Genomic DNA, 14,910 nt, shown 5'->3' with positions numbered 1-14,910 from the left:
CGTCCTGGTCTAAGGGATTTTTTTGTTTCAAGCAGCACTTTATCTCGGAAAAATTCATTTTTTCTACCATCTTAAAAAAATTTTTTTAAATATTTTAAAAATATTTTTATGCATAAATTTTATAGAATATAAAAATAAGTTAATTCAACATGTATATTTGTGAATATTCTTATAAAAAAATGTAAGAAATCCTTTAAAATAGGCATTTTTAAGCCTTTTAGGCCTTATCATATCTCTTGTAATGCATATTAATTTGTGATACTATTAATTTGTAAGCGATACCAATATAATTTGGTACACACGAGAAAAAAGGAGGATTCACATGTCTTCACATCCAATTCATGTTTTCTCAGAAATTGGAAAACTGAAAAAAGTTATGTTGCACCGTCCGGGTCAAGAATTAGAAAACTTGATGCCAGATCACCTTGAGAGGTTGCTCTTTGATGACATCCCATTCTTAGCAGATGCCCAAAGTGAACACGACGCCTTTGCTCAGGCACTCCGTGACGAAGGAATCGAAGTGCTCTATCTTGAACAATTGGCTGCTGAATCATTAACTTCTCCTGAAATACGTGACCAGTTCATCGAAGAATACCTCAACGAAGCAAATATTCGTGGTCGACAAACTAAAAATGCCATCCGAAAACTGCTTCATGATATTGACGACAACCTTGAACTGATTAAGAAAACAATGTCAGGTGTTCAAAAAGTTGAATTACCTGACATCCCTGAAGAAGGCAAAGGATTAACTGACTTGGTTGAATCTAACTATCCGTTTGCCATCGATCCAATGCCAAATCTTTACTTCACTCGCGACCCATTTGCGACTATCGGGAATGCAGTATCACTCAATCACATGTACGCCGATACACGCAATCGCGAAACACTTTATGGTAAGTACATCTTCAAGCATCACCCAATCTATGGTGGTAAGGTAGAGCTCATCTATAATCGTGAAGAAACCACTCGTATCGAAGGTGGAGATGAACTTGTTCTTTCAAGAGATGTCCTAGCAGTTGGGATTTCTCAACGGACCGATGCCGCTTCTATCGAAAAACTCTTGGTTAATATCTTCAAAAAAAATGTTGGCTTCAAGAAAGTTTTGGCTTTTGAATTTTCAAACAGCCGTAAGTTCATGCACTTGGATACCGTCTTCACCATGGTAGACTATGACAAATTTACAATCCACCCTGAAATCCAAGGCAACCTTCGTGTTTATTCCGTTACTTACGAAAATGAAGAACTCAAGATTGTTGAAGAAAAAGGAGATTTGGCAGAACTCCTTGCTCAAAACCTTGGTTTAGAAAAAGTTACACTCATTCCTTGTGGTGATGGGAATATCGTTGCAGCTGCTCGTGAACAATGGAATGATGGCTCTAACACACTCGCTATTGCACCAGGTGTCGTAGTCGTTTATGAACGCAACACTGTGACAAATAAGAAACTTGAAGAATATGGACTTCGTCTCATTAAGATTCGCGGACGGGAATTGGTACGTGGACGTGGTGGACCTCGTTGCATGTCAATGCCGTTTGAACGCGAAGACATTTAGATTCTTCCTATTTCTGCCTAGCATCTGCTAGCAGAATCATGCTTGTTAGAAAAGGATATATAGAATGATACATTCAGTATTTCAAGGAAGAAGTTTTCTAGCTGAAAAAGATTTTACCCGTGCAGAGCTCGAATATTTGATTGGACTTTCAGCTCACTTGAAGGATCTTAAAAAACGAAACATCGAACACCGCTATCTAGCTGGTAAAAATATTGCTCTTTTATTTGAAAAAACTTCTACACGTACACGCGCAGCCTTCACTACTGCAGCAATTGATCTTGGTGCACATCCAGAATACCTAGGGGCCAACGATATTCAACTAGGTAAAAAAGAAACTACTGAAGATACCGCAAAAGTTTTGGGACGTATGTTTGATGGTATTGAATTCCGTGGTTTTAGTCAAGATATGGTTGAGGAATTAGCTAAATTCTCTGGTGTTCCTGTTTGGAATGGCTTGACGGATAAATGGCACCCAACTCAAATGCTTGCAGACTATTTGACAGTACTAGAAAATTTCGGACATCTTGAAGGTTTGACTTTGGTTTACTGTGGTGACGGCCGTAATAATGTTGCCAATAGCCTTCTAGTAACAGGAGCCATCCTTGGGGTGAACGTTCATGTCTTTTCACCAAAAGAACTTTTCCCAGATCAAGCAGTTGTTGCTCTGGCTGAGGGATATGCCAAAGAAAGTGGGGCTCACATTCTCATCACAGAAGATGCTGACGAAGCTGTAAAAGGGGCTGATGTCCTTTACACTGATGTTTGGGTATCTATGGGCGAAGAAGATAAGTTTGCAGAACGCGTCGCTTTGCTAAAACCTTACCAAGTCAATATGGATCTTGTTAAGAAAGCAGGCAATGAAAACTTAATCTTCCTCCACTGCTTACCAGCCTTTCATGATACAAACACAATCTATGGCAGACAAGTAGCTGAGAAATTTGGCGTTAAAGAAATGGAAGTAACTGATGAGGTCTTCCATAGCAAATATGCTCGTCAGTTTGATCAAGCAGAAAATCGTATGCACACCATTAAAGCCGTTATGGCTGCTACACTAGGAAATCTCTACATTCCTAAAGTGTGATACAAACTATAAGAAACAGCTTAGGGACTGAGACTAGTGTTTTAGTCCGGTCCCTTTTTGTAGTAGTAACGAGCTCTGAGTTGGAGTTTGCTGATAGTCACCATTCAAGCAAAAACCTCATAACAATAACAATTAACTGTCTTCCAGTTATTCGCAATTTCAACTCAACTCGTCTGTCAAAAGTCTTTCTTCTCAATTTCCAAATCCAAGCTTTTAACCAAAATTGGCTTTTGTTCATCCAAAAGAAAGGAGCGCTCATGTCTCATCGTAAAATCGTTGTCGCTCTTGGAGGAAATGCCATTCTTTCCACAGATCCATCTGCTCAAGCTCAAGAAGCCGCTCTGGCAGAAACAGCACGCCATCTGGTGAAACTCATCCAAAATGGCGATGAATTGATTATCACCCATGGCAATGGACCGCAAGTCGGTAACCTCCTCCTCCAACACCTAGCAGCGAATTCCGAAAAAAACCCTGCCTTTCCTCTCGATTCACTTGTTGCTATGACAGAGGGTAGCATCGGTTTTTGGCTCCAGAATGCTCTGGAAAATGCTTTACAGGATATTCATCTTGATAAAACTGTCGTTTCTGTTGTCACACAAGTTGTCGTGGACAAGAATGATCCTGCCTTTCTCAATCCAAGTAAACCCATTGGTCCATTCTACTCAGAAGAAGAGGCTAAAGCAGAAAGCGAAAAAACTGGGGCTAACTTTAAAGAAGATGCAGGTCGTGGTTGGCGTAAGGTAGTGGCTTCTCCAAAACCTGTTTATATCAAAGAAATCGATAGTATACGCACACTCTTGGACAAGGGACAAATTGTCATCGCAGCAGGCGGTGGAGGTATTCCTATCACCAAAAATAAAAACGGTTACTTCTCAGGAGTAGAAGCTGTCATCGATAAGGATTTTGCATCGCAATGCTTGGCAGAGCTAGTCGAAGCAGATCTCTTCATCATTTTAACTGGCGTCGATTATGCCTATATCAACTATAACAAACCAAATCAAGAAAAGTTGGAACGGGTAACTGTAAGTCAACTTCAAAAATACATTCAAGAGGGGCAATTTGCTCCTGGTAGTATGCTACCAAAAATCCAAGCTGCCATTGATTTTGTGACTAATCGTCCAGCAGGAAAAGCAGTTATCACTTCTCTTATCAATCTAGGAGCTTTGATTGAATCTGAAAGTGGAACAATCATCGTGAAAGATGAATAGTTTAGTCATACCTTTCAAGAAAGTTTAGTCAGCACTCTTGCCACATCATTCGTTTTTATACTGTGTGACATAGTTTAGGAGGAAAAACAAATGAGTGAAAATAAAAAAAGGTTTCAAATGCCTTCAGCATACACTGTTTTGATTATCATCATTACCATCATGGCAGTTTTAACCTGGATCATTCCAGCAGGTAAGTATGATACCAATGAAGCAGGTAACCTCATCGCAGGTACCTATCAAACTGTTGACTCAAATCCTCAAGGGATTTACGATGTCCTCATGGCACCAATTCGTGCCATGCTCGGTCACAAACCAACCAGCGCTGCTATCGACGTTGCCTTCTTTATCCTTATGGTCGGAGGTTTCCTTGGTGTCGTAAATGCTACTGGTACACTCGATGTAGGAATTGCCTCCATCGTTAAAAAATATAAGGGCCACGAAAAAATGTTGATTCTCATCCTCATGCCCCTCTTCGCACTTGGAGGAACTACTTATGGTATGGGAGAAGAAACTATGGCCTTCTATCCCCTTCTTATTCCTGTGATGATGGCAGTTGGTTTTGATAGTATTACTGCCGTAGCCATCATCTTACTAGGTTCTCAAGTTGGTTGTTTGGCATCTACATTGAATCCATTTGCTACTGTTATTGCTTCTGATACTGCAGGCATTTCATCCATGGATGGTGTTATTCTCCGTGTTATCTTCTGGTTTGTAATGACTGGACTCAGCACCTACTTCGTCTATCGTTATGCAGAAAAGATTCAGAAAGATCCGACTAAATCACTCGTTTACGCTCAACGCGAAGAAGATATTAAACACTTCAATGTTTCTGACAATGAGGATACACCGTCTACCTTGAGCAAGAAACAAAAACATGTTCTCGCTTTATTTGTAGTAACCTTTATCATTATGATTGCAAGTTTCATCCCTTGGGTTGATTTGCATGTTACTATCTTTGAAGACTTCAAAAATTGGTTAATCGGTTTTCCTGTAATCGGAGGCATCATCGGTTCATCTGCTCAACCATTCGGTAGCTGGTACTTCCCAGAAGGCGCTATGCTCTTTGCCGTCATGGGGATCTTGATTGGTGTTGTCTATGGTCTTAAAGAAGGAAAAATCGTCTCTACCTTCTTAACTGGTGCTGCAGATTTGCTTTCAGTAGCCTTGATTTGTGCGGTTGCTCGTGGTATCCAAGTTATCATGAACGATGGTATGATTACTGCAACCATTCTACATTGGGGTGAAGTTGGCCTTCAAGGTCTCTCTCCTCAAATCTTCATCGTATTAACCTATATCTTCTACCTACCTATGTCCTTCCTCATTCCTTCTTCATCTGGTCTGGCTAGTGCAACCATGGGGATCATGGCTCCTCTTGGAGAATTTGTCAATGTCAAAGCCAGCCTGATTGTTACTGCCTACCAATCTGCATCTGGTGTCCTTAACCTAGTGACTCCTACTTCAGGTATTGTCATGGGAGCTCTTGCTCTCGGTCGTGTCAGCCTTGGAACTTGGTGGAAATTTGTCGGAAAACTTGTCATCTCAATTGTCATTGCAAGTATTCTACTTCTTATCTTGGGTACCCTAGTGCCATTCTTATAGTCAAAAGGGGAAATACGGATGAAATCCTATATTACAGAATCAATCAAAGAGGATTTTCTTCAAAGTTTGAAAACAATCATCTCTTATCCTTCTGTTCTCAATGAAGGTGAAAATGGCACTCCCTTTGGTCAAGCCATTCAAGATGTCCTGAAAAAAACGCTAGACTTGTGTCAAGATCTTGGTTTTAAAACCTATCTTGATACTCAAGGATATTATGGGTATGCAGAAGTTGGTGAGGGGGATCTCCTTGCCATCCTCTGCCACCTAGATGTAGTTCCTGCAGGCGATTTGACAGAGTGGGAAACTCCTCCATTTGAAGCTAGTATCAGAGATGGGCGGATTTATGGTCGGGGCTCGCAGGATGATAAAGGACCTTCTCTTGCAGCACTTTACGCAGTCAAAAGCTTACTTGACCAAGGAATTCAATTCAAAAAACGGGTTCGTTTCATATTTGGTACTGATGAGGAAACTCTTTGGCGTTGCATGGCAAGATATAATGCCCTTGAAGAACAGGCCAGCATGGGATTTGCTCCTGACTCATCATTCCCATTAACCTATGCAGAAAAAGGGCTCCTTCAGGTCAAACTTCATGGACCTGGATCAGAACAACTCGCCTTAGATATAGGTGGAGCCTTTAATGTCGTACCTGATAAGGCAACTTATCTAGGACCACTTATGGAACAACTCCAAGAAGCTCTAATAGCTGCTGGCTACGATTATCAACAAAATGATCAGTCCCTTACTGTTCTAGGACTATCTAAGCATGCCAAGGATGCCAGTCAAGGGATTAATGCAGTCATTCGACTAGCCACCGTCCTTGATTCCATTCAATCCCATCCTGCACTTACATTTCTTGCCAAAGAAGTTGGTCAAGAGGGTCAAGGAAAAGGAATCTTTGGTGATATCAGTGACCAGCCTTCTGGACATTTATCCTTTAATGTGGCCGCCTTAATCATTACTCCCGAAAGTTCTGAGATTCGAATTGATATCCGAATCCCAGTCCTTACTGACAAGGATGAACTTGTCAATCAGCTGATAGAGTGTGCAAAATCTTACCAACTTAGCTACCAAGAATTTGACTACCTAGCACCACTTTACGTGGCAAGAGATAGTATGCTCGTCACAACACTCATGCAGGTTTATGAAGAAAAAACTGGTGACAATAGTCCCGCTCTATCATCTGGCGGTGCAACCTTTGCACGTACCATGCCAAACTGTGTCGCTTTTGGTGCCCTCTTCCCAGGAAGAGAGCAAACGGAACACCAAGCAAATGAATATGCAATCCTAGATGATCTCTATCATGCTATGGATATCTATGCTGAAGCTGTTTACCGATTAGCGACCTAAAAAAGACCTCCTAAACTCCGTCCCTCACCAGGGCGGAGTTTTAGGAATTTTGTTAACACCAGCCTACAAGAAAAGCCAAGAAGATATTTTTCTTGGCTTTTTTCAATAGATTTGAGGTATGGGACCAACTAAGGTACTCATTTTCCGCTACAAAACGCAATTAGTATTCCAATGGCAGGCAGCTAGACCACTTTCTAACTATTACGACGAAAAAGTCCACGAATCGATACCATTCGTGGGCTTTTCCTAGTGAAGCGTTTAGGTGAACTGCCATAGCGGTTACCGTTTATTAGATTACGACACGGAGTTTGGCAAATCGATTCTATTTGCCAAACGAAGTTAGTAAGACAGTTAGCTAGTTCTCTTCCTTTCTGTTACGACGTAAAGTTTTACGAATCGATAATATTCGTAAAACTATACTAGTGGAGCGCCTAGCCAAGTTCCATAGAAACTTGGCGTTAGTTACTAAGATTGTTACACAATCAAGTAACTTTGGCGATCTACATCTTTTCCTCTAACTCTACATCCGGATACTTATCTGCAAACCATCGGAGGGCAAAGTCGTTTTCAAAAAGGAATACAGGCTGGTCAAAGCGGTCTTTGGCAAGGATGTTTCGGCTTGAAGACATACGCTCATCCAGATCTTCAGGTTTGATCCAGCGAACCGTCTTTTTACCCATTGGGCTCATAACCACTTCTGCATTGTACTCATTTTCCATACGGTGTTTGAAGACTTCAAACTGCAATTGACCAACGGCACCCAACATATATTCACCTGTTTGGTAGTTGGTATAAAGCTGAATAGCTCCTTCTTGCACCAATTGCTCAATTCCCTTGTGGAAAGATTTTTGTTTCATGACGTTCTTAGCAGAAACTTTCATGAAAATCTCAGGTGTAAAGGTTGGCAGTGGTTCAAACTCAAACTTATTTTTTCCAACAGTTAGTGTATCCCCAACCTGATAAGTACCGGTATCGTAAACCCCGATGATATCTCCAGCTACGGCATTAGTGACATTCTCACGACTTTCTGCCATAAACTGAGTAACATTTGACAGCTTAGCTCCCTTACCAGTACGAGGGAGATTAACACTCATACCACGCTCGAATTCACCCGATACGATACGGACAAAGGCGATACGGTCACGGTGACGAGGATCCATGTTGGCTTGAATTTTAAAGACAAATCCTGAGAAGTCTTTGTTATAAGGATCAACAATTTCTCCGTCTGTTTTCTTGTGTCCATGAGGTTCTGGAGCAAACTTGAGGAAGGTTTCTAAGAAAGTCTGCACACCAAAATTAGTCAAGGCTGATCCAAAGAATACCGGAGTCAATTCACCCGCAAGAATGGCTTCTTCTGAGAATTCATTCCCAGCTTCTTGCAAGAGCTCGATGTCATCCTTCACTTGCTCATAGAAAGGGTTGCTGGCAAATAGCTTGTCCCCATCTTCCAGACTAGCAAAGCGTTCATCCCCTTTGTAAAGTTCCAAGCGTTGGTTATAGAGGTCATACAAGCCTTCAAAGGCTTTCCCCATCCCGATTGGCCAGTTCATTGGATAACTTGCAATACCCAAGACTTCTTCCAATTCTTGCAAGAGATCCAGTGGCTCACGACCGTCACGGTCTAACTTGTTCATAAAGGTAAAGACTGGAATCCCACGGTGTTTGACAACCTCAAATAACTTTTTGGTTTGGGCCTCGATACCCTTGGCAGAGTCCACAACCATGACAGCCGCATCCACCGCCATCAATGTACGATAGGTATCTTCTGAGAAATCCTCGTGCCCTGGAGTATCTAGGATGTTCACGCGTTTGCCATCGTAGTCAAATTGCATAACAGATGACGTTACCGAAATCCCACGTTGTTTCTCGATATCCATCCAGTCAGATTTGGCAAAGTTACCTGTTTTCTTCCCTTTGACAGTACCTGCCTCACGAATCTCTCCCCCAAAGTAGAGCAACTGCTCTGTAATCGTCGTTTTACCAGCATCCGGGTGGGAGATAATGGCAAAGGTACGGCGTTTTTTAATTTCTTCTTGAATGTTCATAAGTTCTCTTTCTTTCTACTTTTTTAATTATTTCAATTTATAATCACTCTTTATTACATCGGACCCTAACATTCCTTTCAACACTCCATTATATCGGATTTTAGGGAGTTTTTCAATTGCTTACACAAGAAAAAGCAGGTCAAGATAGTAGACCTGCTCTTCAGATTCATTTGTTGATTATTTATATCTATCACTCTTAATATCGCTTCACAGATGAATCGTTTCTAGAGCAATTTTCTTTTGCCAACGTTTTTTAAACAAAATATCAAAGAGCACTAGAGCTGCAGATAGAATGATTGAAACCAGAAGATATTTTATCCATATAGGAGCATCTGGGATAAAAGGTGTGGTATTCAAAAGCCCGTAATTCCCACCTGTGACTTGATTAACTCCAACTAGGAAAAGGTTGAGGACAAAAGTGTAGGCGATAATGCGATACTTTTTAAGTAGGTTTTTATCGTAGTGGTTCATGAGATAGACCAAGGAATTAACCAAGAGAGCATAATGCCCAATCAGGAATGAAAAACTGGTAATATGTGGGAAATCATATGGATCAAAAACCGGATAGCCCAAAGCAAATACTGCCCCACTAGCTCCCATAAGGGCAAAATACTGCTTGGTTTTCCATTTATCTGGCAAGAAAACTACTGCAAGCATGGCCAAGCGGCAATGGTAAAGAGGCAGACTGTTCGAAAATGGAATGCTAAAACCAATATACCAAGTGTAAAGAGCTAGCAGTTGCGCTATTTGAATCCACTTAAATAATCGAACAAATTTGGGATTTTTGTAGTAAGTAAAAGAAGCATAAATAGACAAGGCAAGAAGACCTATCATGACACCGTACCAAAAAATCGGAATAGGCGGTGGCGTCGTTTGGGTTCTTGTAATAAAATGATGCATAAAGTCTCCTTAATGTAACGATTTCAGTTGTATATTAACTATTCTTATGTTTATATTTAACGAGTTGATTGATAAGGATGAGAATACCTGTCATCAAACTAGTCACTATCAAATAGTTAAGCAAACTACCATGATCCCCAATCACAGGGGGATTACTCATAAAGCCATAATTCCCTCCTGTCAAGAGGTTGGCTAGAAAGATAATAGCATTGACACCAAAGGTCATCTGACATATTTTCCAAGCATCCCCTTTTTCAACTTTATAATATCTAATAAGATAAATCAAGCAGTTAGCCAAGAGGGCCCAGTGTCCGAAAACATTGTTGACCGAGGAAACATGAGGGAAAGGAAACGGATAAAAGACAGGGTAAACTAAAGCCATAATAGAACCAAATACTCCAACCAAGGCAAAATATTGTTTGAAAAAGGTCTTATTAGGGGCAAAAAGAATCATCCACATAGCCATGCGACTATGGTAAAAAGGGAGAGCCTCAGACAAGGGCAGGCGTGCAGCAATATACCAAGCGTTGATAATCAGTAATTGAATCAATTGACCCCAATACCAAAAATCTCGATAAGGTTTAAAGGAGGCATAGCGAATTGATAGAGCAGCTATGACTAGCAAAGAAGTCGGTAATAAAATGTACCATATCCCCAAGTCTGGAGGCACCGTTTTTTTACTGGTAAAAAGTAAATCCCAAAGTGTCATGTTTCACCCCTAATGTGTTTTCATTTGATCAATCATCCAACTCGTTTTCCAACTTAAAACGACTCTTAGTCTTTCCTCTAATTTCAACCATTATATCGAATTAAAATCCTTTTTTCAATTTCTGCTTCTTTTCAACTTGGCTTACCTTATTTATAGGAAAATATGGTAAAATAGAACAGATAAATAATCATCATTTCACGAAAGGATGCAAGATGAAAATTACGCAAGAAGAGGTAACACACGTTGCCAATCTTTCAAAATTAAAATTCTCAGAAGAAGAAACTGCTGAGTTTGCGACAACCTTGTCTAAGATTGTTGATATGGTCGAATTGCTCGGCGAAGTCGACACTACTGGTGTTGAACCAACGACTACCATGGCAGATCGCAAGACCGTTCTTCGCCCAGACATAGCCGAAGAAGGAACTGACCGTGATCGCTTATTTAAAAATGTACCTGAAAAAGACAATTACTATATCAAGGTACCAGCTATCCTGGATGATGGAGGAGATGCCTAATGACTTTTAACAATAAAACCATTGAAGAGTTGCACAACCTCCTTGTATCTAAGGAAATTTCTGCAACCGAACTAACGCAAGCAACGCTTGAAGATATCAAGGCGCGTGAAGAAGCTATCAATGCCTTTGTCACTATCGCTGAAGATCAAGCTCTTGCTCAAGCTAAAGCTATTGACGAAACTGGAATTGACGCTGACAATGTCCTTTCAGGAATTCCACTTGCTGTTAAGGATAACATCTCTACAGACGGTATCCTCACAACTGCTGCCTCAAAAATGCTCTACAACTACGAACCAATCTTTGATGCGACAGCTGTTGCCAATGCAAAATCTAAGGGCATGATCGTTGTTGGGAAAACCAACATGGACGAGTTTGCCATGGGTGGTTCTGGTGAAACATCTTACTACGGTGCAACTAAAAATGCCTGGGACTACAGCAAGGTTCCCGGTGGATCATCTAGTGGTTCCGCAGCTTCTGTAGCTTCAGGACAAGTCCGTTTGTCTCTTGGTTCTGATACAGGTGGATCCATCCGCCAACCGGCTGCCTTCAACGGGATTGTCGGTCTCAAACCAACCTACGGAACAGTTTCACGTTTCGGTCTGATTGCCTTTGGTAGTTCATTAGACCAGATTGGACCTTTCGCACCAACCGTTAAAGAAAATGCGCTCTTGCTCAATGCTATTGCCAGCCAAGATGCTAAAGACTCTACTTCTGCTCCTGTCCGCATTGCCGACTTTACTTCAAAAATCGGACAAGACATCAAGGGCATGAAAATTGCTTTGCCTAAGGAATACCTTGGTGAAGGGATTGACCCAGAAGTTAAAGAAACTATCCTCAACGCAGCCAAACACTTTGAAAAACTAGGTGCTATCGTGGAAGAAGTTAGCCTTCCACACTCAAAATATGGGGTTGCTGTATACTACATCATCGCTTCATCAGAAGCATCATCAAACTTGCAACGATTTGACGGTATCCGCTATGGTTTCCGTGCTGAGGACGCTAAAAACTTGGACGAGATTTACGTTAACACTCGTAGCCAAGGCTTCGGTGACGAAGTAAAACGTCGGATCATGCTTGGTACTTTTAGTCTTTCATCAGGTTACTACGATGCCTACTACAAAAAAGCTGGTCAAGTTCGTACTCTCATCATCCAAGATTTTGAAAAAGTCTTTGCAGATTACGATCTCATCCTTGGTCCAACAGCTCCAAGCGTAGCCTTTGACTTGGATTCACTCAACCACGATCCAGTTGCCATGTACTTGGCTGACCTCTTGACAATCCCAGTCAACTTGGCAGGCCTCCCAGGAATTTCAATTCCTGCAGGATTTGCTCAAGGCCTACCAGTAGGACTGCAATTGATTGGTCCTAAGTATTCAGAAGAGACTATCTACCAAGCTGCTGCTGCTTTTGAAGCAACAACAGACTACCACAAACAACAACCCGTGATTTTTGGAGGTGATAACTAATGAACTTTGAAACAGTCATTGGACTTGAAGTCCACGTAGAGCTCAACACCAATTCAAAAATCTTCTCACCTACTTCTGCCCACTTTGGAAATGACCAAAATGCCAATACAAACGTGATTGACTGGTCTTTCCCTGGCGTACTGCCAGTTCTCAATAAAGGTGTTGTCGATGCTGGTATCAAGGTTGCACTCGCTCTTAACATGGACATCCATAAGAAGATGCACTTTGATCGCAAAAACTACTTCTATCCTGATAATCCCAAAGCCTATCAAATTTCTCAATTTGATGAGCCAATTGGTTACAATGGATGGATTGAAGTGGAACTAGAAGACGGAACAACTAAGAAAATCGGTATCGAGCGTGCTCACCTAGAGGAAGACGCTGGTAAGAACACCCACGGTACAGATGGTTTCTCTTATGTCGACCTTAATCGTCAAGGCGTGCCATTGATTGAGATTGTATCTGAAGCCGACATGCGCTCACCAGAAGAAGCCTACGCTTATCTAACAGCCCTCAAGGAAGTTATCCAGTATGCTGGTATTTCTGACGTTAAGATGGAAGAAGGTTCCATGCGTGTGGATGCCAACATCTCGCTTCGTCCTTATGGTCAAGAGAAATTTGGTACCAAAACTGAGTTGAAAAACCTCAACTCCTTCTCAAACGTTCGTAAAGGTCTTGAGTACGAAGTGCAACGTCAGGCTGAAATCCTTCGTTCAGGTGGTCAAATCCGCCAAGAAACACGCCGTTATGACGAAGCGAACAAGGCAACTATCCTCATGCGTGTCAAGGAAGGGGCTGCAGACTACCGCTACTTCCCAGAGCCAGACCTACCACTCTTTGAAATCTCTGATGAGTGGATTGAGGAAATGCGTACTGAATTGCCAGAGTTTCCAAAAGAACGCCGTGCTCGCTACGTATCTCAACTTGGTCTATCAGACTACGATGCTATCCAGCTGACTGCCAATAAAGTCACTTCTGATTTCTTTGAAAAAGCTGTCGCCCTCGGTGGTGATGCTAAACAAGTTTCTAACTGGCTCCAAGGTGAAGTCGCTCAATTCTTGAACGCCGAAGGTAAGACACTGGAACAAATCGAATTGACACCTGAAAACTTGGTTGAAATGATTGCTATCATCGAAGACGGTACTATCTCGTCTAAGATTGCCAAGAAAGTCTTTGTTCACCTAGCTAAAAATGGTGGTGGAGCGCGTGAATACGTTGAAAAAGCAGGTTTAGTTCAAATCTCAGATCCCGATGTCTTGATTCCAATCATCCACCAAGTCTTTGCGGATAACGAAGCCGCTGTTGCCGACTTCAAGTCAGGAAAACGTAACGCTGACAAGGCCTTCACAGGATTCCTCATGAAAGCAACCAAGGGTCAAGCCAACCCACAAGTAGCCCTTAAACTACTTGCCCAAGAATTGGCTAAGTTGAAAAACGATCAATAATCAATCTCAATATAACTGTCACAAGTTGATGAAATCAGTCATTGCTTGATGCCTTGCACTTTGTACTCACATAGTTAGGAGACATATGAAAAAGTTATATACTCTTCTCGCCACTTGTTTATTGTTGTTCTTCTTCACACCATTTAACTCAATTGATGCTGGCGTTGGCCATTCGCGAAGTGGTAGCTCTAGCCGAAGCAGTTCAAGAAGTAGCAGCCGCAGTAGCTCAAGTCGCAGCTCCTCTTATAAAAGTAGCTATCGCTCTGGAAGTAGCTCCTCTAGTTCAGGTGGTTCTTTAGGTACTGGTATGAACATGCTTATCATGTTTGGTGTAGGAGGTTTCTTACTCTACATGTTCATCAAATATCTAAGCGACCAGAATTCATCTTCTGGCAAGTCTTACGGTAGTTCAACTGGGTATAATCCACCTAGCCATCGCCGAGTAGAACACAACACACTAGCTGTTAATCGTGTCAAATATGGTGATCCAAACTTTGATGCTGATGCCTTCGCTTCATGGGTTAAAGAAGTCTATATTCAGTTGCAGGCAGCCTGGACTAAAAAGGATTGGAATTTGGTTCGCTCTCTCGAAAGTACTAGTCTCTATTCCCAACATAGTACTCAACTCGAAGATCATATTCGGGCAAAAACAACCAATGTTTTAGAAAAAGTCTATGTTGAAAATATCCGCATCAAAGATTTCTACGAAAATTCAGATGGAAATGATACTTTAGTGGTTATCCTTTCATCTACACTCAGAGACTATGTTATCGATGATAAGACTCGTAAGGTTATCGAAGGAGACCCTCAACAAGATCTATTTACAGTTTATCAAATGAACTTCATCCGCAAACATGGTAGCCAAACTGAAAACACTGTTCAAGATGAAGCTGTTAGCGACCACTGTCCAAACTGTGGTGCTCCACTTAAAATCTCAGCTATTAGCCAATGTGAATACTGCGGAGCTGAGCTCACACGTAGTCCAAATCAATGGGTACTCGATACCTACGATGTTGTGGATGAAGACGAACTTTATAATTAGG

General features: G+C 41.5%; 12 protein-coding genes. 9 read left to right on the top strand and 3 right to left on the bottom strand.

Translation table 11 applies throughout. From position 1 onward, the window contains the following. Nucleotides 1-322: 322 nt before the first annotated feature. The 5 genes from arcA to AXE83_RS02765 all read left to right on the top strand — a co-directional run bounded on the left by arcA (nt 323) and on the right by AXE83_RS02765 (nt 6,787). Nucleotides 323-1,552: an arginine deiminase gene (gene arcA, locus AXE83_RS02785; protein ID WP_060955344.1), complete on the top strand. Its 1,230-nt coding sequence runs from the start codon at nt 323-325 to the stop codon at nt 1,550-1,552. 67 nt (nt 1,553-1,619) lie between these two features. Then, a complete protein-coding gene (argF, locus tag AXE83_RS02780; protein ID WP_186822203.1) occupies nt 1,620-2,633 on the top strand; it encodes an ornithine carbamoyltransferase in 1,014 nt (337 codons plus the stop codon). Nucleotides 2,634-2,890: 257 nt separating this feature from the next. Further along, complete coding sequence (arcC, locus tag AXE83_RS02775; RefSeq protein ID WP_060955342.1) at nt 2,891-3,841, top strand: carbamate kinase; 951 nt, start codon at nt 2,891-2,893, stop codon at nt 3,839-3,841. A gap of 90 nt (nt 3,842-3,931) precedes the next feature. Then, the gene (locus AXE83_RS02770) at nt 3,932-5,440 is read left to right on the top strand and encodes a YfcC family protein (RefSeq protein WP_060955341.1); all 1,509 of its coding nucleotides are present in this window, start codon (nt 3,932-3,934) and stop codon (nt 5,438-5,440) included. 18 nt (nt 5,441-5,458) lie between these two features. Then, nucleotides 5,459-6,787: a dipeptidase gene (locus tag AXE83_RS02765; RefSeq protein WP_060955340.1), complete on the top strand. Its 1,329-nt coding sequence runs from the start codon at nt 5,459-5,461 to the stop codon at nt 6,785-6,787. Between the two features lie 500 nt (nt 6,788-7,287). Here AXE83_RS02765 and AXE83_RS02760 read toward each other — a convergent pair whose 3' ends face one another. The 3 genes from AXE83_RS02760 to AXE83_RS02750 form a co-directional block, all read right to left on the bottom strand. After that, nucleotides 7,288-8,832, bottom strand: a complete 1,545-nt coding sequence (locus AXE83_RS02760; RefSeq protein WP_060955339.1) for a peptide chain release factor 3 — start codon at nt 8,830-8,832, stop codon at nt 7,288-7,290. Nucleotides 8,833-9,039: 207 nt separating this feature from the next. Beyond that, entirely contained in the window at nt 9,040-9,732 is a 693-nt protein-coding gene (locus AXE83_RS02755; protein ID WP_060955338.1) for a YwaF family protein, read from the bottom strand. Between the two features lie 34 nt (nt 9,733-9,766). Continuing rightward, nucleotides 9,767-10,441, bottom strand: a complete 675-nt coding sequence (locus tag AXE83_RS02750; RefSeq protein WP_060955337.1) for a YwaF family protein — start codon at nt 10,439-10,441, stop codon at nt 9,767-9,769. Nucleotides 10,442-10,653: 212 nt separating this feature from the next. On the opposite strand from AXE83_RS02750, the gene gatC reads away from it, so the two are divergent. The 4 genes from gatC (at nt 10,654) to AXE83_RS02730 (ending at nt 14,909) form a co-directional block, all read left to right on the top strand. Next, the gene (gene gatC / locus AXE83_RS02745) at nt 10,654-10,956 is read left to right on the top strand and encodes an Asp-tRNA(Asn)/Glu-tRNA(Gln) amidotransferase subunit GatC (protein WP_060955336.1); all 303 of its coding nucleotides are present in this window, start codon (nt 10,654-10,656) and stop codon (nt 10,954-10,956) included. Further along, complete coding sequence (gene gatA / locus AXE83_RS02740) at nt 10,956-12,422, top strand: Asp-tRNA(Asn)/Glu-tRNA(Gln) amidotransferase subunit GatA (protein ID WP_060955335.1); 1,467 nt, start codon at nt 10,956-10,958, stop codon at nt 12,420-12,422. The genes gatC and gatA overlap by 1 nt, the downstream gene beginning before the upstream one ends. Further along, complete coding sequence (gene gatB, locus AXE83_RS02735) at nt 12,422-13,867, top strand: Asp-tRNA(Asn)/Glu-tRNA(Gln) amidotransferase subunit GatB (protein WP_060955334.1); 1,446 nt, start codon at nt 12,422-12,424, stop codon at nt 13,865-13,867. Before gatA ends, gatB begins: the two co-directional genes overlap by 1 nt. 85 nt (nt 13,868-13,952) lie before the next feature. After that, nucleotides 13,953-14,909, top strand: a complete 957-nt coding sequence (locus AXE83_RS02730; protein WP_060955333.1) for a zinc-ribbon domain-containing transport protein — start codon at nt 13,953-13,955, stop codon at nt 14,907-14,909. The last annotated feature ends 1 nt before the right edge of the window (nt 14,910 follow it).

This window comes from Streptococcus sp. oral taxon 431, assembly GCF_001553685.1.
In the GTDB taxonomy this organism is placed as follows: Bacteria; Bacillota; Bacilli; order Lactobacillales; family Streptococcaceae; genus Streptococcus.
Note: the sequence above shows the minus strand (reverse complement) of the source record. Positions and strands in the feature narration are given on the sequence as shown.